The organism is Pseudoalteromonas shioyasakiensis (assembly GCF_019134595.1).
In the GTDB taxonomy this organism is placed as follows: Bacteria; Pseudomonadota; Gammaproteobacteria; order Enterobacterales; family Alteromonadaceae; genus Pseudoalteromonas; species Pseudoalteromonas shioyasakiensis_A.
On record NZ_CP077770.1, the window covers coordinates 2,786,686 to 2,808,647 of the forward strand.

The window sequence follows — 21,962 nt, forward strand, 5'->3', positions numbered from 1 at the left end:
GCATGAAAAATAAAACAAAAGCCAGCTTAAAAGGCCTTGGCTTAGCCTTTACAATTTTGTTTTCTAACAATAGCTTAGCTCAGTGGTTTGAATCTACAGGCCATGCAGTTGTAAAAAATGGCGATACGAGCCAAGCCAAATCTGCCGCCATTAAAGACGCCATAACTCAGGCTTTAGTGTTTTCTGGCGCTCGAGTAAGCTCTGTACAGACACTAGTTGACGGGGTTTTGACGCAAGATCAGCTGAAAATAAGCAGCCATGGTGAAATCCAGAAAATAGAATTGATCAGCGAAGACCGCCATAACGACACCTATGCCATCACGCTTCGCCTCGATATTTTTGCTCAAGCAGAAGAATGCCCTGCAAACCAATACACCAAATTTATTGCCGTGACACAAAGCCAACTCGCCAATCGCGAGCAAGCGCGTATGGGCCAAATTTTTGACGTAAACAAAGCCATTAGTGAACACTTATATGCCAGCTTAAGTAATACGCAAATGGCAGCTAAACCGACAGCCTATTACAATATGCCTTTGCGAGTAGATCATTTTTTCACTCAGCAATACGATTACAGTAATGCGCTACTTGAAGAGATCACTAGCCGCAGTAACTCGCAATATGTATTACTGAGCCGTATTCGTGATTTATCGGTTAACCATAAGATCAACAACGATTATGCATTCTGGCAAGATGATAGTTTCAAGCGTGCATACAAAGTAGATTACGTCTTATTTGATGGCACCACTTACGAAAAGCTCTGGCAAAAAAGCTACCAAACAGAAGGTATTTGGCCGTATAAAAAGACTGAGATCATCGATGTATATAGCGACCGATTTTGGGCAACTGACTATGGCCAAGCTATTAGCGATATAAACCAAACCCTAACCTATGACTTACAAGCAGCTATGGCCTGCTTACCCACGCAAGGTAAAATACTGCATATCGAAAACGGCAGGCTAATCATCAACTTGGGTAAGGCGCATGGGCTTGAGCAAGGGCAAATTTTAAATATTGCCCATCATAATTACCTAACGGATGCACAGGGTAATAAGCTCCCGCACAAAATCACTACACTTAATCAGGTAAAAGTGACTCAGCTTTATCAGCAATCAGCGGTTGCCATGAGTATAGATAAGCAACCACTACCTAACATTCAAATTAACGATATTGTTGAATTAGCTGCTAGCGAGTAAATGAGCTTGTAGGCCTTCATGAGCATTTAGCCAACTAGCTAATTGCTCAACACCAGCTATATGTGGGTAGTGTTTACGAGTTGCAATGACAACTTGGCGTTGCTGATTAGGTGTTATAGCTAAGTACTTCACTCCTTCACGTGGTGTACATGCAAGCTTAGGAACAAAGGTTACCCCATCATCCATTGCCACCAGCGCAAGTAAGGTTTCTATACTGTTACCTTTATATTGGTTCGAGACTTCAACCCCAGCTGAAAAACAAAATTGCTCTGCTTGCTCCTTAAAGCAATGCCCTTCGTTTAACATTAATAAGTCACATTCATGTAATTGAGCTAAGGCAACTTCGATATGTTTTGCTAAAGCGTGTTGCTCAGAAACTGCAACTAAGAAGTCTTCTTTATAAAGCGGTGACACATGATAAGGCGCTAAATCAGCCACATCAGCAACAATTGCAATATCAATCTCACCATTATCAAGAGCCACCAGCGTTTGCGCTGTTTGCATTTCTATAAATGAAAACTGGGTTTCACTAAAGGCCTGCTTCATAGAAGTTAAGAGTGTTGGCAGTAAATAAGGTGCAATGGTAGGAATAATACCTACATTGATTTTACCCTTTAGTGGGTCATGTGAGCTGGCGGCTATTTCTTTAAGCACTTGGGTTTGATCTAGGATCAGTGTGATCTGCTTAAGAAGTTGTTCACCTTGCACAGTCAACGTGACCTGCTTTGTTGAACGGTCAAAAATAACAACCCCCAGCTCTTGTTCAAGCTTTTTAACTTGCCCGCTTAATGTCGGCTGGCTGACATAGCAAGCATCAGCTGCTTTTCTGAAGTGCTTGTATTGTGCAACCGCTTTTACGTATTCAAAGTCTTTTAAATTCATATTAAACCACCAATAGCTTTTACCTATCATACTAATACAAACAAACGATTGGAGCTATCATAAATTAAATCGCATAATGGCACTCAACAAATCAAGAGGAATCAAAACAATGTTAAACAATATCGAAGGCCAAAAAGTACCAAACGTTACATTCGCAACACGTGTAGACGAGCAGTGGAAATCAATGACCACTGACGAAATTTTTAAAGGTAAAACAGTTGTGCTATTTGCATTACCAGGTGCATTTACACCAACATGTTCATCAACTCACTTGCCACGTTATAACGAGCTTGCGGCTGTATTTAAACAAAACGGTGTTGATGACATTGTCTGTATTTCTGTAAACGATACCTTCGTAATGAATGCATGGGCACAAAACCAAGAAGCGCAAAATATCACTTTATTGCCAGACGGCAACGGCGAATTTACCGACGGCATGGGTATGCTAGTCGATAAAAACGACTTAGGTTTTGGTAAGCGTAGCTGGCGTTATTCTATGCTAGTTAAAGACGGCGTTATCGAAAAAATGTTTATCGAGCCACAAAAGCCTGGCGACCCGTTTGAAGTGTCTGATGCAGATACCATGCTCGAATACATTAACCCAGCACAGGTAAAACCAGAATCTGTGAGCATTATTACTAAGCCTAATTGCCCGTTCTGTACAAAAGCTAAAGCGTTACTAGAGGCCAAAGGTTATGTGTACGAAGAAATTGTATTAGGTCAACACGCTTCATTAACTAGTTTAAAAGCAATTTCTGGTCGTGAGACAGTGCCGCAAGTATTTATAGGCGGTGAGCACATTGGTGGCTCTGACGATTTAGAAAAACACTTTGCATAATTTTCAAGTTGGGGCTGCTAATTGCAGCCCTTTATTATTTTAAAACCACAACACATTGATTAAATTATAAATTATACAACTGGTCTGCTCTCGCCATCACCCGTATTTATATTCAAAATACCAACATCTTAGTTACCAATTTGTTACATAAAGCAAAGAATGAATCTAAAATGTCTGCAGCTACATTTACTTAAACCGTAACGAAATTAAGATGATTTAATTGGAATATACAATGAAAAAACTAACACAAGGATTGCTCCTTTCCTTGCTATGTTTCGGTGGCCAAGCTCATGCTGCGTCAACTGGTACTATCGATTTACTCACCCATCCTGTTGGCATTATCTGCCTTGTTATTTTTATCTTTGCTTATGTGCTCGTCATACTCGAAGAAAAAATTCACTTACGCAAATCAAAACCCGTATTGGTTGCAGCCGGGATTATTTGGACCCTTATTGCTTGGCAGTACAGTGCACAAAACTTATCTGATCTTAGCACCGACGCATTTCGTCACGCCTTGTTAGAGTTTTCGGAGTTAATGCTATTTTTGCTCGTTGCGATGACCTACATCAATGCCCTAGAAGAACGTCGTTTATTTGATGGCCTAAGAAGCTGGCTGGTTGCAAGGGGCTTTAGCTACAAACAATTATTTTGGATAAGCGGTGTACTGGCATTTTGTATTTCACCTGTAGCCGATAACTTAACTACCGCCCTACTTTTATGTGCAGTGGTAATGAAGGTAGCAGCAAATGATAACCGCTTCATTGCTATGTCGTGCGTAAATATTGTAATAGCCGCAAATGCCGGTGGCGCATTCAGCCCATTTGGTGACATCACGACACTGATGGTTTGGCAAGCCGATGTTGTTGCCTTTACCGAGTTTTTTGTTTTATTCCTACCAGCTTTAGTCAGCTATATTATTCCTGCATTTGTTATGTCTTTATTTATCAATAACCGTCACCCGGATACGGCCGATGAAGATATTGAACTTAAACGCGGTGCGCTTCGCATATTGTGCTTATTCTTACTGACAATACTCACCGCGGTGGTGCTAAAAACCGCCTTTGGTTTACCACCGGTTGTGGGCATGATGATGGGTCTTGGCTATTTACAGTTTTTTGGTTACTTCTTACGCGTGACACTCCCCGGCTCTCTTGCCAGAAAACGCGCCATGGCAGAGCGTGAAGGCGACAAAGAGCGCTTATCTCGCTTAGGTAATGTTGTTCCTTTTGATGTATTTAGCCGTGTATCGAGAGCCGAGTGGGACACGCTCTTGTTCTTCTATGGCATCGTTATTTGTGTTGGCGGCTTAGGGTTTATCGGCTACTTAGCGCTGCTTTCTGACTTACTTTATAACAACTGGTCTGCTACCGGTGCGAACATTATTCTTGGTTTAATGTCAGCGGTAGTCGATAACATTCCAGTGATGTTTGCAGTATTACAAATGATGCCTGATATGTCGCACGGTCAATGGCTGCTTATTACGCTAACAGCAGGAATTGGTGGCAGCCTGTTATCAATTGGCTCTGCGGCAGGAGTTGCACTAATGGGTCAAGCGCGAGGAATATACACCTTTAATAGCCACTTAAAATGGTCGCCAGTCATTTTACTAGGTTACTTTGCTGGAGTATTAACTCATTTATACCTCAATACTGCCTACTTTGGCTAAACCTATGTAATGTCAAAGTTAAAACCCTAATCGTTTTTAGGGTTTTAACTTTAAACACTCCAAAATGAGCATTTTATAAACAGCAGTGTCGTAAAAAGCTGTATTTTTGTCGTAAAAAGTCAAGATTAAGGCAGGCGCTTTACTTTAGTCTAATAATTCACAAATAAGGTGAATTGAGGACACACATATGAGCCAAATGAATTCTGTTGCCATGCAAAATGGCAAGCTGCATGTAAAACAAATTGATATCCCTACACCTGGACCCGGCCAAGTACTGGTAAAAAGCCTAGCTTGCGGCATTTGCGGTTCTGATATTCATATAACCCGCCACACCAGCGATGTATTCGATATCTATAAAAACCTTGGCATCATGGCTAAAGATGCAGGCGATGACCAAGAAATATTATTAGGCCATGAGTACGCGGCAGAAATTGTTAGCTACGGTCCAAATACTAAAGGCGAATTAGCTAAAGGCACCCGTGTAACCTCAGTGCCAATTTTACTTTCTGCTGGCGGCGCTGGCGTAGGTGTAACCCCAGGGCTATATGGTGCCTATTCTGAATACTTTATTGTTGATGAAGCCTTGCTATTACCTATTCCTGATGCTGTTCCATCAGAAGCGGCAGCCATTACAGAACCACTTGCTGTTGGCCTGCACGCAGTGAACCGCGCACAAATGAATAATGATGACGTAGCTATTGTGGTTGGCTGTGGCCCAATTGGCCTTGCAGCGATTGCCGCGTTAAAGCTTCAAGGCGTAAAACACATCGTTGCCTCTGATCCACAAGAGAGCAAAAAACAAATTGCCCTTGAATTTGGCGCTACAGAATATGTTAACCCTATGGCAGATGATGAAGTTGCTAAAGCCGCAGCACTTGCGGGTAACAACAAGGTCGTTATTTTTGAATGTGCCGGTGTAAGCCGCTTATTGAACGACTACATTTTACGTGCGCCAGCAAAAGCAAAAATCATTGTAACGGGTGTACATACCGCGCCGCTAAACGTTAACTTTGCCTATGCCACAGTGAAAGAGTTAGACCTTATTTTCTCTTATTACTACCAGCCAGAAGAGTTTGCGCAATCACTTGAGAACATCGCGTCAGGCAAAATTGCATGGCAAAAAATGCGCACAGGTAAAGTCGGCATAGACGGCGTACAAGGTGCGTTTGATACCTTATTTAAACCAAACGACCATATCAAAATCATCATTGAACCATGGCGCACAGGCGAGCTTGAAAAAGTAACGGGTTAATTTAATTGGGGCTGCTGAAGAAACTTGGTAGCCCCTACAGGAATCGAACCTGTAACTGCCCCTTAGGAGGGGGCCGTTATATCCATTTAACTAAGAGGCCACTCAAAAGCTGAGGTAAAGCTTACAGCTTACAGCTTACAGCTTACAGCTTACAGCTTACAGCTTACAGAAAATTATAACGGTCTAAGGCTTTGGTAATCAAGAGAATAAACCAATCGACTTGTTAGTAAGTCGATTGGCAAAATAATGAGGCTAGTTAACGCGAGCAGTTGCTGATTTGATTGACTCATTTTTTAGCACAAAATAAGGGATCACTTTTTGTGCGCTGGCAATAACCAGCTTTGAGTTTAAGTTAATTACTCGAGCATTCACTTCAACACCATTTGGGCGGTATATCAGCGTGCCTGTAAGTACATGGCTCGCGATGCGACGCTCGGCTAACTCTTCTACATCTCGCGACATCACAAAATCACCACGAGAGGTCACACTAATGATATCCATCGCTTTAAAATCAACAACGCCAAAGCCAAATTTTTGCAGCTGGTGCATCATTGTTTCAGAGAGTTGATTACCAAGTTGAGAGCTATTTTTTAGGCTCGCATCTAAATCAACAAAGCTAGTTATGGCTATTCCTAACTCGCTTTCTTGTTGCATGGTATCCACTAACTCAAGGGCCATTTGCTCGACATAATTAACAACGGTTTTATGATGTTGATAAGGCACAAATAAACGATGGTTAGCGTTATCCTGCTGCATATCATTTTGTTCAAGCGCTTGTAGCATAGCAACGTAATCGACTTGAGTATTTGCTGATGCAGGTACATTTTGAGCTGTATTTTGCGGCTCTGCTGATTGCTCTGGCAGCAATTGGCAGCCAGATAGTGCGAGCGTTAACGATGCTAAAATAAAACCTTTCATAGCTTACTCACTTGCTTGTTTTAGTGTAATACCATCACTGCGGTTGGTACTATCAAGGGCATCAACCACTGATTGCGGGATAAAACCTTGCGCTGACCCTACAACAGCTTTGCTTGCTAAACCAACAATTCGGGCATTAACGAGCACACCACTTTGATGATTAACCAAAGTACCTGCCAATACATAATTGAAGTTTTGATCTTGGCTTAGCTCTAAATAATCACGACTGAAAACATAGTCACCAGTTGGCGTGACACGCATATAATCAGTGGTTTTAAAATCAATGACAGGTACACCAAATGCGTGAAGCTCATGAATGAAACTTTCGGCAATTTGATTACCTAGCAAATTCGTTGAGTTGTAATCTGCATCAAGGTATATAAAGCTTGAAACAGCAACCGGCGTGCTATCGCTAACATATTGCAAGTTTTCAACAAGATCCTGCATGATGCCACGCACATAGTGATTAATATTTTTACGCGTTGGTGCTGCTGTAAAGGTGCTGTTATTCATCACCGCCTGATTGGTTTGAAACACACTGTCGTTACTATGTGGCGCGGCGACTTCTCTTTGCGCAGCTAACTGAGGATCATTATCGTGTTGTGTTACATCACCAGTTAACATTGATGAGCAACCAAAGCCAAAAGGCAAACATAAAGTTAAAATTAAACGTTTCATTAAATGAGTTCCTCTTAATATTCGCTTCGATACAACTGGCCATCACGTTGCTGAACTTTTTCAGCGCCCCACATTACATTGATAGGGATCTCAGTGCTTGCTGCTGACACAATTCGCAGATCTTTGGTATTCACTAATCGGGCATTTACTATGTAGGCATGTTGTTGCCGCGTCAGTGTGCCGGTAATAACAAAGTCAATATTCTGACGTTGACGTAAGGTATTTACATCACGACTAAGTACACTATCGGCCGATTGCTGCAAATTTAAAGTATTTTCTAATCGATACTCAATGGTATGAAAACCAAGCTGAGTAAATTGCGTTAATAAACTTTCTTGAATTTGCTGACTCAAGCCACTGCCCTGATCTTCTGCTAAATCAGTACCTAAGCCATCAGCCATATAAAAACTGGTCACAGCAATACGTGCATTGCCTTTGTAAGGGCCTTGAATACGGCTCAGCTGACTACTTAAATCAGCAACGTATTGATGCACCGTATAAGGTGCCATCGGCGATTTTGGGGTTTCTCTAGGGGGCGTTTTTTGTGGCTCTTCAGTTAAGCTACAACCCACCAACACTAAAAAAACGGAATAAAATAACAGACGCATAATTGCCATCCTCACTAAACTTAGTAAGTACGAAGCAATAATTATGCCTAAGTATTATTGTTGATGAGATAAATCAAGCGGATTCTGTACATAATGTGATACCAAGCATGCCACCCCGACTGATGCTAACTTTTTACAATCATTAGCTGCTTGCTGTTTTTGTTGATATGCACCAATTTTCAAACGATGAAAAGTGCTGCCGTTCACTGTTACTGACTCTACATTAGCAATAAACTGGCCATTAAATAGCGCCGGCGCTTGTTTTTTAATTTCAGCAAGGCGAGCTGTTAGTCGAGGTAATTCTGTTACGGAAGCAAGTTGTAGTGCAAATTTGGCTGTAGGCTCAGCTATAAACTGAGGTGCGGTTACGGATGACTGTTTAGTCTTTTCAGGCTCAGTTTGCTGCGCATTTAGCAAAGTAAGTTGTTCAGTGAGTAAGGTTAACTCACTTTCTATTGTCAGCAAGCGTTCAAGCTCTGGCTTCATCGCTTGGAATTGCTGATGCGACTGCCTCAGCTCTATAAGCTCTTGCTGGCTAATTTTTACTAAGTTTTCTTCACTCACTTGTGGCTCTGACATGCTTTGGCAACCAATGATAGGAGTAACCAGTAAGACTAACCGTACTTTCTTCAGATTTTGAAAAGTAGTAAAAACCATAATTTGCTCCTTGCTAGTGTTGAACATGCTGTTCTGTTACATGGCATTTAATTGCTTGTGATATTAGCTGCACACATTGCTGCTCAAGCTCGTTTGCAGACTGTGGGTCAAAGCCTATCGCAAGCGTGTAGTGTGCATTTGCTTTATCGTGTATATAAAAAGCGTTATGTAACCCTTGCTGTAACAAACGCTGTTTCACCAATGAGTAATACACTTTTAAAATTTTCAGTGAATTAAACTTACCAATACTCGCTATATATCCTTGGCGCTTTTCGAGTGGTCGCAAAGTAATATCAACCCCCACCAGCACATCACCTTTAGGCGATAATTGTATTTTGTGTGTTTGAGCACTGGTCAGTGATTTTTGCTCTTGGTATTGCTTATCAACAACCGCTTTATACTTACCGGGTTTAATATCAGTAAACAAGTAATAGCCATCATAAGCCGCTTGCGTAGTAGCTACATCATTACCTTGTTCATCCACTAAAGTAATTTGGGCATAAGGTTGAACATTAGAGCCTTGCTCTGTTTGCTGATAAACAGTACCTTCTATTTCGCTGGCATTATTTACTGGGTAATCCATGTACTCAACAAAACCTGCTCGTGGTGTTATGGAGAAACCATCGTGGGCGGGGATCATAAAAGGGTCAGAAAAACTGTCACGATCGAGCACTATATCTGTTGTGCGATTAGCTGGCATAGCTGAAAGAATCGCAATACCTTGTTCATCGGTAATAGCTTGGCGATAATTTTGTAAGCCTTTTACTTTAACACCCGCCAAGCCTTTTTCATTGTAGTCTTTAAGGCCATTATCATTTTCATCTAAAAACACATTAACCATCAAGCTACCAGTATTGGTCAATGTTCGATTACTCATAAATGGCTGATTATATTGACTATCAAAACCAAAACTAAATCGACTATTTAAGCGAATTTGCCATTGCTCATTGCTGTCGTAATTGACATTACTGCTTAAGTTAATCCTGTCATTTTGCCACGTTAATCCTAATTCGGCAGACTGAACATCGTAATCTAGAGAATCCCTTAAAGTTAGTTCTGTTTGTAAGCTTGGGCCTAAACTTCTGCTAAACTCAGCTTCATAACTCACTATTTCACTAACCGGAGAGAGTCGATAATTAACCCCAAATCGACTATACACTCTACCTAGGCGTGTTTGTAAACGCGTCGTACCATCAACACTTTCTTGCCCAACACTTAAGTCTTGCCACTGCAATAAATTATTTATAGAGACGTTTGCATAGTTGTAATTTAAACGATTATAAATTTGCTTTAAATCACCACTTTGTGCGTGTTGAATCAGAAAGTTATTCTGATAATTGAGCCGCCCAAAATCATTTTTCATCAGCTCACCAGACATATCAAACTGATAGCTTTTCAGCGTTATATCTCGACCATTCTGATTATCAGTACGGTTCGTTGCGCTGAATAGCAAAGACTGATCAGCCAATTTAGTTCTTGTTGTTAATTCAAATTCTCTTTGTTGTTGATTGTTTTCTTCATATTCCAGATTAACCAAAAACCTGTCTAACAAGCTAAGGTTCGTTCCTAGAGCAACATGATATAGCTCATCTTGCTCTCGTTTTTGCGCCATGAAGCCTGAATACATGGCAATGTTATCACTCACACCATATTGGTATCGCCCTGCAGCAACCCAGCCCTTGTTGGCACTGTAGTTACTGCTGCCAAGTAACTGCTCACCTTGCTCTGAAACAGAAAGCTCATAAACAGCTTCCCCTTGCTCAAGCTGCGTGCCATCAATGTAGTAATACTCAGTTTTTCGCTCTACTTGTCCTTGTGGGCCATAAAAGATCAACTCAAAGCTGTTTTCACCAAACAGTAAATCAATATCAGCAAAAACATAGCGACCATCAGTCAAGCTCAGTTGCTGATCAATTAGAATGCCATTACGATATAATTCAACATCCCAACCTGGCTGTACTGCACCAGTTAGATTCACCCGATTATTATCAATAGCTTGCCCTTGTTGATAATTCGAAATTTTAACCCCGCGACCGTATTGGTTGTTATAACGGCTGCCAACTTGCGTAGCTGTGACATCACCTACTTCAATAAGACTTGCAGCAAGTGGACCTAACAATTGATTATTCACATCTTGCTTGGAGAAAGTTAGCCTTGAGTTATTCAATAAATTACTTTCACGACCCGATAAAAAGTATTCCATCGTTAAATATGCAAAATCTTGCGAGCCAAGTAATGAGTAACTAGCCTGACTGCCATCATTATCTTGAGTATAATTCAATTGTAAGTCAGCCACAGGGACAGATAAGGCCTGATATGGGCTTGGTTTCCAAGGTAAGGTTGCTTGTTTTTGAGTACTATAGCTTTGCAGTTGTTTTTTGTGACGCTGCGCTTGGGCGACAACCGGATAAACAGACTCAGTTTCAATATGTAGCTCTAAGCTTGCGTAGTCAGAGCGGTGCTTAAATTCTAAAGCCTCTGCAAGTACTGCTGCCTCAATATAAATATCATCGTCAACACTAATTTGTTGCTCAGTAAGCTGCCACTTTTTGTTATCTGTAATCAGCTCTTTTTGAGCTGTTAATTGAAAGGTTTTATTAATGTTGATGAACCAACCTTCTGCTCTCTCGGCTGATAAATCGACATTGATTGCTAATTGTAAGATATCAACTAGCCCTGAAAGCCCCAACAATATGTCTTGATCAGACTTAAGGGCAAAAATCTCACCGAGGTAATTTTCATTTAAATAAATTGAAAATAGCAAAAACTCCCCAGTCGCAATTCGCTGCTGGGTGTCTAAGGTGTCTGCAGAATGATTGACAGCAGGTGTATGCTTTGATTGTGGAGCATGAAGCTGCTCGCCATTTAGCTTAGCCTTTATGGCATTGAGTCTAGCTAGTACATCCTCTGTACTCACAGTCGAATTAGCAAAGCTAATAGGGCTTAATAGCATAAGCCCTAACGCAAATAAGCGATTCATAAGTTTTTTCGCATTAATCCCTAATGTCGAATAGCAAATGAATATGAGTCAAAAACTATACCTTCATACTCATCAGCACCTTCATATTTAATCTCAATAGGCCCTTTCTTCGGTAGTTTTTTATCGGTAAATAGAGCTAGGTAAGCTGTTGTTTCATTGACTTCAGGGTACAAACTCAAGTTACCAATTTCAGCGATTTTCTCTTGTTTACCCGCTGTATTAGTTGCATACGCACTGAGCCTCCCATAACTACTAAAGCCTTGGCTTTCGGTTAACTTAACTGCAAGACTAAGTTTTTTATTAATAGAGTCTTCAACCAGCTTAACGTCCCTAATTTTAACATTCGGTTGTTCGCCTTGCTCACGATATACAACTGGAATACTAAAACTCATTATCATGTTCACTTTAATACCTGGTTTAGTGCTTTTCACTTCATTGGGTAATGCTTGAAACAATAAGTGAGAACGATACTCCCCTTTAGCCAAATTCTTAGGCTTTCTAATCGCTATTTTAACCGTTTGCCTTTCGCCCGGTGCTAAGCGAATTTGCTTTGGGGATAAACGCGTCATTGGTGAAAGGCTCCTTGCTACAGGCTCACTCAATGTTTGATACCCCCCACTAGGAAGCGCTAATTTTTCGCTCCATACCACGCGATATGTTCTATATTCATCTGAGCTATTAATGACGGTGACTTTTGCGCTACGTTGGCGCTCATCAAATGAAACTCGAGTTGGTGAAATAAGTAAATTTGCCGTTGCGTATTGACTGAATAAAACAAAAAAGAGTCCACATAAAAGACGTTTTGCGAACATATCTATCCTTAGTAATCGACTGATATTTCTAAATAAGTTGAAGAAGAGTAATGACCATCTGCGTATGCTTTAGCGCTACGATCTGTTGTTAAAATACCGCCAATAAATACTTTCGCCTCACCAAACTCATTGGTGATCACATATTTAGGAAAACCATTAAGGCGCACAGAAAACTCAGCACTCGTGTTGCCGTCTACATCATGTATTAAGTCAACTGGAGCAACTAGATTCATAGTTAGTTGGGTTCTGGCAGGAAAGTCAGTAAGTAATAATTCTGCAGGGTGGCCATTTTCAAGTACATAAACTGAGCCCTGAGTATTGATACTGCCATCATCTTTGACAATTACAGAGCTGGTATTTGTATTAGCTAAAATAACAAGAGTGCCAAAATCAAGCGCTTGTTGCTCTGTGCTCGCTGCTTGTAGAGGCAAAGAGAAAACAGAAAATAGCACACTGGCTAAAAGCAAAAAGCGCATAAAAATTACCTAAAATAATTAATAAGCGACTTCGATTTGAAAAGTCCCCGCATAAACACCATCAGCATAAGGCTTTGTGGTAGTACGATCTGATGTATCTAAGCTTGCGCCAATATTGAATGACACAGTACCGTCTTGCGCAACCTGTAAGTTAGGTGTACCAGAATTGTAGTTCGCATTTGCGTTTGGCCCGCTAGTAATAACGAATAACCAATTACCAATTTCAAAGTCAGGACGGTCAGTATCTTGTCCATCTTCAAATTCTAATTGAGTCTGAGTAGGCTCAGTAATCGATAAAATAGCATTTGGAACAGCTTCAGACACAGTAAACGCTGCAGGCTCGCCATCTTCAATGACAGCAAATAAAGCGTTTTCTGTATTATTGGTACTTACTGATATTGGACTAGCATTTGGTGTCGCATTAACTGTAAGCCTTGCTCGATCGTTTCCAGATGGGTCTGCAACAGCACGAATAGTCCCAAAATTAAGGTCACTATCTTTGGTCAAAACAACAGTGTTTTGAACTGTAACTTCAGCACGAAAAGTTTCAGTAGCAGAAAAGGCAGTTGATGAGGCGAAAATAACACTAAGAGAAAGTAAAGAAAGAGGTAATTTCATATTAAGTCCTTATAATTAAATGGCTAAGCCATTTTTCTGTATCTTAAGCTTTATCGACCTCTAGAACAAATACTTTAAGATTAATTACCTAATTTTTAAGAGGAAAGATGCTTAAAGCATCTCTCCAATAAATGGTGCCGTCACACAGGTTTGCCCCATTCTTTTGGCTATCTCACAAAATGCAGTTGCCTGAGTATAATTTGCAAATGGACCAACCCTTAACCCATACAAGGTTACGCCTTTTTGCTCTCGTGTTTTAAAACGAAAATCAAGGCCATTTAAAACAGCAGGATAATCACGTTTGAGCTTTAAGACCTGATAACTAACTTTTTTCGGCGTTAAATATAAACCTAATTGCACACCCGCTTCAGCCGCTTTGTTTGCTGCAATAATCGCCTCAAGTGAGTCTGTTGATGATGCTTTCAGTACTTGCGTTTGTTCGCTTTGATGAATAATCACATCATTTTGTGGCTCTTCTGATTGCAGCGCAGTTAAATCACTATTAGCTGATAGCACTTCGATTAACAACGCAAGGTCTTTTTCCATAGCTGAAAGGCGCTCAATGCTCGGCTGTTGATTTTGCCACTCGGCAGCAAATTGCTGTACTTGCTGCTCAGTATAAGCTGGCTGAGTTTGCTCTTGGCTCATCATACATGCTGTCAAAGCAGTTAAGCTGATGGTTATCAGTAGATATTTAGAGAAAATAGAAAAATGCATGGTGACGTCAATTCTAAAAAACAGACTTAAATCTTAGCAATAAAAATGCCACCTTTAGAGTGAATATTTGACGCTAAAAATAAATTCGGTTGTCAGTGTAGTTGCTTACCCAGCAATCAATGCCTTGTCGTTTAATAGCTTCACAATCGGCTTTCGCATTTTTTAAATACTTATAACGGCCAAACTTAAGACGATAATAAGTATGCTCATTTACTTGTGCTACTTCAACATTGAGTATCGGTTTACCTTGAAAGATGCTTGGAGCACGCTTAACCATTTTTTTAAATGAATAAGCCAGGCCTTGTTCAGATCCAACAGACATAAGCTGTAAAGCAAAACTATAACTATGATTAGAAAGCTCAGCCTTTGCCGATGACTCTGGCACAGAGCTAAATTTTTTATCTGAAGTCTGCTTAACAGTTTTAACTGATGAATAGTTTGTGCTTACCCTATCTGGGCTCGCTTGCATTTGCACATGATAAGTACTTGGCTGATTGAACGATTTATTAAAAAGGTTGGGAAAATCTAAGTTTAGAGTTTGATTTTCAAGAAAATAATGCCAAGGATTATTACTACAGCCAGATACAGCTAGTAACACCACTAGGTATAAACTGTAACGTAAAGACTTTAAGTAGCATTTCATAATCAGGATTCTTTAAAGTACCATTAAAAAACAACTTCTTATCCAAAGAAGAGCACACTGTTAGTACTTACCTGTACATCAACACTTAATAAGATAATTTGAGATATAAAACATAACCACTAACAAATTAACGTTTCGACTATAATTTTTTATTTTAGTTCTGAATTGAAAAAACTTAAGATGAAACAATTAATTTACATTCAATAGTAACAATGAGTTAAGACAAAGGTATATCAGAAAAATCCTTTATTGGGTAATAATCGGCAATTGTAAGGTTTATGTAAATAATAAAAAAGTGCCATATAGGCACTTTTTTTACATAATTTTTAACTAGATGGTTTGCATTGCTTATTTAACCAGCGACTTAATGAAGTCTGTTAGCTCACCTTTGAATTCATCACGACGCAGTGCAAATTCAACAATGGCTTTTAAATAACCAATTTTGCTGCCGCAGTCGTGGCTTTTACCTTTCATTGAATAAGCATCAACAATTTCTTTTTCCATTAGCATAGCAATGGCATCTGTTAATTGGATTTCATCACCAGCACCAGCTGGGGTTTTTGCAAGTAATGGCCAAATATTTTTGCTCAATACGTAGCGACCTACAACAGCAAGGTTTGAAGGTGCTTGATCAACAGGAGGTTTCTCAACCATGTTTAAAATAGCAGCGCTTTCACCTTGTTGAATTTTTACATCACCTAAATCTACTACACCAAACTTATCAACTTCGTTTTGTGGCACAGGTTCAACCATAATCTGGCTTTCACCCGTACTTTCAAAACGCTGGATCATTTCAGCTAAGTTATCTTTTTTAAGGTCGCTTGCTACATCATCGATGATCACATCCGGCAAGATAACTACAAATGGTTCATTACCAATGATAGGAGCTGCACAGTTAATAGCATGGCCGAGACCTTTCGCTTCACCCTGACGAACTTGAATAATCGTGACATCTTTCGGGCAAATTGATTGTACTTCTGCAAGTAATTGGCGCTTTACACGTTTTTCAAGCGTAGCTTCTAACTCAAAACTGGTATCAAAGTGGTTTTCAATTGAGTTTTTACTTGAATGCGTTACTAAAACAATTTCTTTAATTCCTGCTGAAATTGCTTCATTTACAACGTACTGAATCAACGGGCGGTCAACAATAGGAAGCATTTCTTTAGGAATTGCTTTTGTTGCAGGTAACATACGCGTGCCAAGACCAGCAACTGGGATCACAGCTTTCATTGATTTCTCCTTAAATTTTATTGTTCTTACACTGAAAACGGATACTTAATTGCATCGTGACACTGATAACCTACTACTTCAAAATCATCTTTTGTAACCCAGGTTTCAATGTCTTCTAGTGATTTAATGTTTGGGTTTATTTTTAATTCTGGCGACGCGAAAGGCTCACGCTTAAGCTGCACATCACGCATCAACTCAAGTTGGTTTTCATAAATATGCGCATTCGCTACTTTATGATACGCCTTACCCGGCTTGTGACCAGTGATTTGCGCAACTAATGCAAGCAACACAAAACATTGAATTTGATTAAAGTTCAAACCCAACGGCACATCACAGCTACGTTGGTATGATGTTAAGTATAGAGTATCGCCCAACAAAGAAAAGGTGTGCGTGTGCATACAAGGACGTAAACAACCTAGCTCAAACTCACCTGGGTTATAAAAAGTGACGATTTCACCTCGATCATCAATCCCTTTTGACAAGTTATCGATAACTTTTTTAAGTTGATCAAGGTGGCTGCCATCCGGGCGTTGCCAACTGCGGCCTTGCACACCATACACTCGACCCATATCATCTTCACCACGACGATGCGGGTTTTCTAGCCAAGCTTTGTTTTCGTTTGCGTTAGCATTCCAAGTCATACAGCCGATATCACGAAACTGCGCAGCGCTGTCGTAACCACGTAAATAACCAAGTAACTCCGCAATCGCCGCTTTATAAAAGCTCTTGCGCGTTGTTATTAGCGGAAACTTATTATTTGCCACATCATATTCAAGATCGGCATTAATAACGGTTAAACACTTGGTACCAGTGCGTTTGTTCTCAACCCACACACCTTCGTCAACAATACGCTGACATAAATCTAAATACTGTTTCATTGATTTGCTCTTGTTATGCTTTACTTGCCACGCTGTGTTGCGGCTTTTTATAGGCCCATATTAACAAACCAAGGCCACCAATTACCATCGGCAATGACAGTATTTGCCCCATCGAGATAAAGCCTGCGAATAAACCTAAATGAGCATCTGGCTCACGGAAATATTCAACAATAAATCTAAACACGCCATAGCCAAGTAAGAACACCCCAGCAACACTTCCCGCTGGACGAGGCTTTTTAATAAACCATTGTAAGATTAAGAACAGCACCAAACCTTCTAAAAAGGCTTCGTATAATTGTGATGGATGACGAGGCTCTGGGCCCCCTGATGGGAAAATAAACGCCCAAGGTACATCAGTCACTCGGCCCCATAGTTCGCCATTAATAAAGTTACCAATACGTCCAGCTAGTAAACCAAGCGGCACCAGTGGCACTACAAAATCGCCCACTTCAAATAATGATTTTTTACGTGTCCAGGCAAAAATAGCAATGGCTGTAATCACACCTAGCGTACCGCCATGGAACGACATACCACCTTGGTCAATTCTGAATAAGTACAGTGGGTTTTCAATAAAGTAGCTGAACTGATAAAACAATACATAACCAATACGGCCACCGAGTATTACCCCGAGCATGCCGTAAAATAATAAGTCACTAACTTGTTCTTTTGTCCAACCTGAGTTTGGTTTTTCTGCTTGACGATTAGCAAGCCACATCGCCAAAGCAAAACCAATTAAATACATTAAACCGTACCAACGTACGCTGAGCGGGCCTACCGAAAAAATAACCGGATCGATATCTGGAAATTGAAGAGCCATAAAAATAAAAACCTTTAACTAAACACCATTTTAAGCGCAATTATGACAAGTAATAGCGCGAATACTTTTTTTATTGTTGCCACAGGCAAGTAATGCGTGGCCTTGGCACCTATTGGCGCAATGAGCGACGAGGTAACCACAATCCCGACTAACGCAGGTAAATACACAAATCCGGCAAATCCATCACTGAAAGATGTTAATTGCCACCCAGCAGATACGTAACCCACCGAGCCGAACAGCGCAATGACAATACCACATGCAGCAGCACAACCAATGGCCTTTTTAATATCAACGGAAAAATAATGCAGTAGCGGCACAATAAGCGCCCCACCACCAATACCAATTAGCCCTGACAGCGCCCCCATTATGGCACATAAAAAGCCAAGAATAGGCCCTGATGGAAGCGGCTTTTCACTGGCGGCTTTTTTACGTGTCGATAACACCATTCTAAGTGCGATAAACACCACGCTACCGGCAAAAACAAAGCGCAGCAATTGCTCAGGAATAAAGCTTGCTGCAAAGCCACTGATCAATGCGCCAAGACCAACGCCAGTCATAACCCAAGGAGCAATTTCCCAAGGCACGTTAGCATTACGATGATGAGCAAAGGCTGAAGAAGTCGAGGTAAAAATAATGGATGCTAACGAGGTTGCTATCGCGATAACTAATACATGGCTTGGGTCGGCAACATTAAACGACACTAATAGCGCACTAAGCACCGGTACGATAATAAGACCGCCACCAATACCTAATAATCCTGCTAAAAATCCAACCACGCTGCCCAAAATTGCGCAGTACACCATTAAAAGTATTACGTCATGCATAGCACACTCATATATTCAATTTGTTATATACATATACTAAACTAATATATATACCCAAACCACCTCAAGATGCGAGTTTCAGTTGGAATTAAAAGCGATTTAGGCAAGGCATTGATTGCAAGTAATAGTGGTTCACAGCACAATTTTCCCTCATGATTGACCTTGGCTTGGGGTGTAAAAAAGCTCACCGAGTTGATGTTCGATCATAAAGTTACGTGTCAACCTAAGTACATGCTTTGCCGTTGGTTGTAATAAGCACTCTGCAAGTAACTTTTCCATATCACTGACATTTAATCGCCTAAGCACAAACTTAATTTTACTAATCGAAGCGTAGTTCATGCTCAAGCTTCGATACCCCATCGCAATGAGCAGTAAAGCGCCTTCAGGGTCGCCCCCTAACTCACCACATAAACTAAATGGCAACTCATGTTGCTGACACTCTTGTGCTATTTTTAACAGCACTCTAAGTACACTTGGGTGATAAGGGTTAAATAGCTCAGCAACGCGGGCATTAGAGCGATCAACTGCCAGCATATACTGGGTTAAATCGTTGCTACCTACAGAGCAAAAATCGACTTTTTGCGACCACTCTTCAAGCATAAATACACTCGAAGGTACTTCTAACATCACGCCGATTTCCGGGCGCTCAATGGCTTGCTCAGGGTATTGTTCACTTAACTCAAAGTAGGCTTGTTCGAGCAGTTTTAACGATTCATCCACTTCTTCTGAGCCACTGATCATCGGCAGCATGATTTTTAAATTACCCAACCCAATGTTGGCTTTTAACATTGCCTTGAGCTGATCTAAAAATAGCTCTGGATGGTCTAAGGTCACGCGAATACCACGCCAACCTAAAAATGGATTTTCTTCTGTTATATTGAAGTAATCTAAAACTTTATCGCCACCAATATCGAGTGTACGCATCACCACAGGATTAGGATGGTAACTAGTGAGCACTTCACGATACCAGCTTTCTTGTTCTGACTGTGAAGGAAATTGGCCTTTTTGCATAAACCAGGCTTCGGTGCGATAAAGACCTACCCCATCGCAAAATGGCTTATTGTCATGCTCGGTATTTAATTCAAGACCCGCGTTTAGTAGCAAGCTAATGTGTTCGCCATCTTTAGTGACGGCATCTAGGTTTTGCTCTGCTACAAAACGGTCGTTCAATAAGGCTTCTTGATATTTGAGCTGACTGTATTCCTCTTGCAGCATTTGTGAAGGAGAAATATATAAACGCCCTGCATAGGCATCTAAAATCATTTGCTTGCCTTCAAATTGCAATAACGGCACATCTTCAATGCCCCAAATAGCAGGGATCCCCATAGCACGAGTTAATATAGAAGCATGACTATTTGCCGCACCATTAACACTCACAACCCCAGCGAGGTGCCCTTTAGGTACTTCAGCAAGCATTGCGGGGGTTAATGTACCGGCAATTAAAATAGTGTCTTTAGGGTAAGGTTTTGCCGCATGCTCAGTATTAACTAAGTGATGTAAAACCCGTAAACCAATATCTTTAACATCAACAGCACGCTCTTTAATGTAAGGATCTTGCATGGCATTGAATTGAGTCACCAATTTCTCAATTACAATTTTCAGGGCGCTTTTAGCATTCCAGCCTTGTTGTAATTGCGCTTCAACATTTTGACCAAGACTTTTGGCATCAAGTAACTGCTGATAAACATCAAATACCGCCAGTGCCTCTTGCGGAATAGAGTCGCTCAGAGTCATAGATAAGGTATTAAACTCGTTACGCGTCGCAGCCACAGCTTGGGTAAATAGCTTACGCTGGGTGCTCACATCGTCGTCTTTTTGCAGTTCAATAGAACTAAAGTCAAGTTTAGGGATCACCACAAAGGCTTCACCTATGGCAATACCTGGTGCACTTGATACCCCTTTTAGTACTGAGGTTTGGTGGGAAAACTCATCAACGCGTAATATTTCTTTTATTTCTGCATGAGCTAACTGAGAAGCTAGCTGGGCCGAGAGCGTAATTAAGAATGATTCCTCGTCAGGGCTAAAAACACGGGCTAGTTTTTGTTGAACAACAATAACCCCTAAAACCTTTTTCTGGTGCACGACTGGCACTGACAAAAATGCGTTATAGCCTTCTTCATTAACTTCAGGTGAGAGTTTAAAACGAGGGTGAGACTTAGCAAAAGCAATATTGATAGGCTCTTCACGCTGAGCAACAAGACCCACGAGACCTTCAGTAAAGCCTATACGAAACTTACCCACTGCATCTGGGTTGAGGCCTTGGGTGGCCATCAATACAAAGTTATCTTGACTATAATCTGCAAAATAAATCGAGCAGCACTGTGTTTGCATGGCATCTTTTACCATTTGCACAAAACACCCCAGCGCACTATTTAAGTCCGCCTGTTGCGACACTGCCTCAGCAATTGATCTGAGCGTGGCTAACATGATGCTGCTCCTTTGATTTAAATAAGGTTGCCCTTATCGTTTATGTCGCCAATGATCTTTGTGTTGCTCTCGTTTATTAAACGGCATTGCAAACGGAGCAAACTCTTTCATTACTCGACGATATACATCGCGCTTAAACGAAACAACTTGCCTAACCGGATACCAATAACTCACCCATCGCCAATCATCAAACTCGGGGTGATGAGTTTTAAGTAAATCTACATCTTCATCTTTACAACGAAGTTTCAGTAAAAACCATTTTTGTTTTTGCCCAATACACACAGGACTTGAGTCTCTGCGAATTAAACGTTTGGGTAATTTATAGCGTAACCAATGTTTAGAACTTGCGACGATCTCAACGTCTTCAGGAAGCAAGCCCACTTCTTCGTGTAATTCTCTGTACATGGTTTGCTCTGCTGTTTCGCCGTCATCAACACCACCTTGGGGAAATTGCCAAGAGTGCTGACCATAGCGACGAGCCCAAAATACTTGTCCCTGATTATTGCAAATTACAATTCCGACATTGGCACGAAAACCTTCGGCATCAATCACCTTAGTGCCTCATTTGTAAGTCGATTTTTATTGATTGTTCCACATAACCTGCGATACAGCAAACACTTTACACCTAAGCCTAAATTAGATTGGAAATTTATTTTTTAACAAACATGTTTAATCAAGATGTTACGAAGTAATTATTATAAAAATGTGCAGTTTGATTAAAATAACTATTTACAACCGTATTTTTACCACCTTACCCACAGCTTGTGCATAACTTTTATAAATCATGCCTAAATTGCAAACAAATCCACAATCCACAGTTGAAATATCCACTTTCTCCACAGAAACTG

21 protein-coding genes and 1 tRNA gene are annotated in these 21,962 nt (G+C 40.6%); 4 read left to right on the forward strand and 18 right to left on the reverse strand.

Annotated features, from left to right (window positions below; all coding sequences use genetic code 11):
- Nucleotides 1-2 precede the first annotated feature (2 nt).
- The gene (locus tag KQP93_RS12965) at nt 3-1,193 is read left to right on the forward strand and encodes a flagellar assembly protein FlgT (RefSeq protein WP_217874748.1); all 1,191 of its coding nucleotides are present in this window, start codon (nt 3-5) and stop codon (nt 1,191-1,193) included.
- On the opposite strand, the gene KQP93_RS12970 is transcribed toward KQP93_RS12965, so the two are convergent.
- A complete protein-coding gene (locus KQP93_RS12970) occupies nt 1,176-2,075 on the reverse strand; it encodes a LysR substrate-binding domain-containing protein (RefSeq protein WP_217874749.1) in 900 nt (299 codons plus the stop codon). The two genes, KQP93_RS12965 and KQP93_RS12970, sit on opposite strands and share 18 nt — an antisense overlap.
- A 109-nt stretch (nt 2,076-2,184) precedes the next feature.
- Here KQP93_RS12970 and KQP93_RS12975 point away from each other — a divergent pair, with 109 nt between their 5' ends.
- From KQP93_RS12975 to KQP93_RS12985, 3 genes are all read left to right on the forward strand, one after another.
- Complete coding sequence (locus tag KQP93_RS12975) at nt 2,185-2,913, forward strand: glutathione peroxidase (protein ID WP_062566773.1); 729 nt, start codon at nt 2,185-2,187, stop codon at nt 2,911-2,913.
- 232 nt (nt 2,914-3,145) lie between these two features.
- The gene (nhaD, locus tag KQP93_RS12980) at nt 3,146-4,579 is read left to right on the forward strand and encodes a sodium:proton antiporter NhaD (RefSeq protein WP_082422933.1); all 1,434 of its coding nucleotides are present in this window, start codon (nt 3,146-3,148) and stop codon (nt 4,577-4,579) included.
- 187 nt (nt 4,580-4,766) lie between these two features.
- Nucleotides 4,767-5,831: a zinc-binding dehydrogenase gene (locus KQP93_RS12985; RefSeq protein WP_217874750.1), complete on the forward strand. Its 1,065-nt coding sequence runs from the start codon at nt 4,767-4,769 to the stop codon at nt 5,829-5,831.
- 25 nt (nt 5,832-5,856) lie between these two features.
- Here the strand turns inward: KQP93_RS12985 and KQP93_RS12990 are convergent.
- The 17 genes from KQP93_RS12990 to rppH form a co-directional block, all read right to left on the reverse strand.
- Nucleotides 5,857-5,931, reverse strand: a tRNA-Arg gene (locus KQP93_RS12990).
- 152 nt (nt 5,932-6,083) lie between these two features.
- Nucleotides 6,084-6,749 carry a FlgO family outer membrane protein gene (locus KQP93_RS12995; protein ID WP_217874751.1) on the reverse strand — a complete coding sequence of 222 codons (666 nt, stop codon included), beginning with the start codon at nt 6,747-6,749 and terminating at the stop codon, nt 6,084-6,086.
- 3 nt (nt 6,750-6,752) lie between these two features.
- A complete protein-coding gene (locus KQP93_RS13000) occupies nt 6,753-7,427 on the reverse strand; it encodes a FlgO family outer membrane protein (RefSeq protein WP_058586441.1) in 675 nt (224 codons plus the stop codon).
- Nucleotides 7,428-7,441: 14 nt separating this feature from the next.
- Nucleotides 7,442-8,035 carry a FlgO family outer membrane protein gene (locus tag KQP93_RS13005; RefSeq protein ID WP_055020737.1) on the reverse strand — a complete coding sequence of 198 codons (594 nt, stop codon included), beginning with the start codon at nt 8,033-8,035 and terminating at the stop codon, nt 7,442-7,444.
- A 54-nt stretch (nt 8,036-8,089) separates the two neighbouring features.
- Complete coding sequence (locus tag KQP93_RS13010) at nt 8,090-8,692, reverse strand: SPOR domain-containing protein (protein ID WP_217874752.1); 603 nt, start codon at nt 8,690-8,692, stop codon at nt 8,090-8,092.
- A 13-nt stretch (nt 8,693-8,705) separates the two neighbouring features.
- Entirely contained in the window at nt 8,706-11,672 is a 2,967-nt protein-coding gene (locus KQP93_RS13015; RefSeq protein WP_217874753.1) for an MSCRAMM family adhesin SdrC, read from the reverse strand.
- Between the two features lie 20 nt (nt 11,673-11,692).
- Nucleotides 11,693-12,484, reverse strand: a complete 792-nt coding sequence (locus tag KQP93_RS13020) for a fimbrial biogenesis chaperone (protein WP_175082324.1) — start codon at nt 12,482-12,484, stop codon at nt 11,693-11,695.
- An 8-nt stretch (nt 12,485-12,492) separates the two neighbouring features.
- Nucleotides 12,493-12,960, reverse strand: a complete 468-nt coding sequence (locus KQP93_RS13025) for a DUF4402 domain-containing protein (protein WP_058586446.1) — start codon at nt 12,958-12,960, stop codon at nt 12,493-12,495.
- Between the two features lie 18 nt (nt 12,961-12,978).
- Nucleotides 12,979-13,578, reverse strand: coding sequence for a DUF4402 domain-containing protein (locus KQP93_RS13030; protein WP_175082323.1), 600 nt, complete (start codon nt 13,576-13,578; stop codon nt 12,979-12,981).
- 111 nt (nt 13,579-13,689) lie between these two features.
- On the reverse strand, nt 13,690-14,295 hold the full coding sequence (locus KQP93_RS13035; protein ID WP_217874754.1) for an SPOR domain-containing protein: 606 nt from the start codon (nt 14,293-14,295) through the stop codon (nt 13,690-13,692).
- 73 nt (nt 14,296-14,368) lie between these two features.
- Nucleotides 14,369-14,938 (reverse strand): SPOR domain-containing protein, encoded by a 570-nt coding sequence (locus tag KQP93_RS13040; RefSeq protein WP_217874755.1) that lies wholly within the window; start codon nt 14,936-14,938, stop codon nt 14,369-14,371.
- 348 nt (nt 14,939-15,286) lie between these two features.
- The gene (galU, locus tag KQP93_RS13045) at nt 15,287-16,168 is read right to left on the reverse strand and encodes a UTP--glucose-1-phosphate uridylyltransferase GalU (RefSeq protein WP_217874756.1); all 882 of its coding nucleotides are present in this window, start codon (nt 16,166-16,168) and stop codon (nt 15,287-15,289) included.
- 26 nt (nt 16,169-16,194) lie between these two features.
- Complete coding sequence (locus KQP93_RS13050; RefSeq protein WP_217874757.1) at nt 16,195-17,046, reverse strand: thymidylate synthase; 852 nt, start codon at nt 17,044-17,046, stop codon at nt 16,195-16,197.
- A 13-nt stretch (nt 17,047-17,059) separates the two neighbouring features.
- On the reverse strand, nt 17,060-17,863 hold the full coding sequence (lgt, locus tag KQP93_RS13055) for a prolipoprotein diacylglyceryl transferase (RefSeq protein ID WP_054562237.1): 804 nt from the start codon (nt 17,861-17,863) through the stop codon (nt 17,060-17,062).
- A 14-nt stretch (nt 17,864-17,877) separates the two neighbouring features.
- Nucleotides 17,878-18,687 carry a sulfite exporter TauE/SafE family protein gene (locus tag KQP93_RS13060; protein WP_054554352.1) on the reverse strand — a complete coding sequence of 270 codons (810 nt, stop codon included), beginning with the start codon at nt 18,685-18,687 and terminating at the stop codon, nt 17,878-17,880.
- Between the two features lie 150 nt (nt 18,688-18,837).
- Nucleotides 18,838-21,114, reverse strand: coding sequence for a phosphoenolpyruvate--protein phosphotransferase (gene ptsP / locus KQP93_RS13065; RefSeq protein WP_217874758.1), 2,277 nt, complete (start codon nt 21,112-21,114; stop codon nt 18,838-18,840).
- Between the two features lie 33 nt (nt 21,115-21,147).
- Nucleotides 21,148-21,666: an RNA pyrophosphohydrolase gene (gene rppH / locus KQP93_RS13070; RefSeq protein WP_054562240.1), complete on the reverse strand. Its 519-nt coding sequence runs from the start codon at nt 21,664-21,666 to the stop codon at nt 21,148-21,150.
- Between the last annotated feature and the right edge of the window lie 296 nt (nt 21,667-21,962).

Bases quoted from the DNA above. Each gene is read 5' to 3' on its own strand.
- KQP93_RS13005 (WP_055020737.1), bottom strand. From the start codon at position 8,035: ATGCGTCTGTTATTTTATTCCGTTTTTTTAGTGTTGGTGGGTTGTAGC.
- KQP93_RS13040 (WP_217874755.1), bottom strand. From the start codon at position 14,938: ATGAAATGCTACTTAAAGTCTTTACGTTACAGTTTATACCTAGTGGTG.
- KQP93_RS12970 (WP_217874749.1), bottom strand. From the start codon at position 2,075: ATGAATTTAAAAGACTTTGAATACGTAAAAGCGGTTGCACAATACAAG.
- KQP93_RS13020 (WP_175082324.1), bottom strand. From the start codon at position 12,484: ATGTTCGCAAAACGTCTTTTATGTGGACTCTTTTTTGTTTTATTCAGT.
- ptsP (WP_217874758.1), bottom strand. From the start codon at position 21,114: ATGTTAGCCACGCTCAGATCAATTGCTGAGGCAGTGTCGCAACAGGCG.
- galU (WP_217874756.1), bottom strand. From the start codon at position 16,168: ATGAAAGCTGTGATCCCAGTTGCTGGTCTTGGCACGCGTATGTTACCT.
- KQP93_RS12965 (WP_217874748.1), top strand. From the start codon at position 3: ATGAAAAATAAAACAAAAGCCAGCTTAAAAGGCCTTGGCTTAGCCTTT.
- KQP93_RS13030 (WP_175082323.1), bottom strand. From the start codon at position 13,578: ATGAAATTACCTCTTTCTTTACTTTCTCTTAGTGTTATTTTCGCCTCA.
- nhaD (WP_082422933.1), top strand. From the start codon at position 3,146: ATGAAAAAACTAACACAAGGATTGCTCCTTTCCTTGCTATGTTTCGGT.
- KQP93_RS12995 (WP_217874751.1), bottom strand. From the start codon at position 6,749: ATGAAAGGTTTTATTTTAGCATCGTTAACGCTCGCACTATCTGGCTGC.
- KQP93_RS13060 (WP_054554352.1), bottom strand. From the start codon at position 18,687: ATGCATGACGTAATACTTTTAATGGTGTACTGCGCAATTTTGGGCAGC.
- KQP93_RS13050 (WP_217874757.1), bottom strand. From the start codon at position 17,046: ATGAAACAGTATTTAGATTTATGTCAGCGTATTGTTGACGAAGGTGTG.
- KQP93_RS13010 (WP_217874752.1), bottom strand. From the start codon at position 8,692: ATGGTTTTTACTACTTTTCAAAATCTGAAGAAAGTACGGTTAGTCTTA.
- KQP93_RS13035 (WP_217874754.1), bottom strand. From the start codon at position 14,295: ATGCATTTTTCTATTTTCTCTAAATATCTACTGATAACCATCAGCTTA.
- KQP93_RS13025 (WP_058586446.1), bottom strand. From the start codon at position 12,960: ATGCGCTTTTTGCTTTTAGCCAGTGTGCTATTTTCTGTTTTCTCTTTG.
- lgt (WP_054562237.1), bottom strand. From the start codon at position 17,863: ATGGCTCTTCAATTTCCAGATATCGATCCGGTTATTTTTTCGGTAGGC.
- KQP93_RS12975 (WP_062566773.1), top strand. From the start codon at position 2,185: ATGTTAAACAATATCGAAGGCCAAAAAGTACCAAACGTTACATTCGCA.
- KQP93_RS13015 (WP_217874753.1), bottom strand. From the start codon at position 11,672: ATGAATCGCTTATTTGCGTTAGGGCTTATGCTATTAAGCCCTATTAGC.
- KQP93_RS12985 (WP_217874750.1), top strand. From the start codon at position 4,767: ATGAGCCAAATGAATTCTGTTGCCATGCAAAATGGCAAGCTGCATGTA.
- KQP93_RS13000 (WP_058586441.1), bottom strand. From the start codon at position 7,427: ATGAAACGTTTAATTTTAACTTTATGTTTGCCTTTTGGCTTTGGTTGC.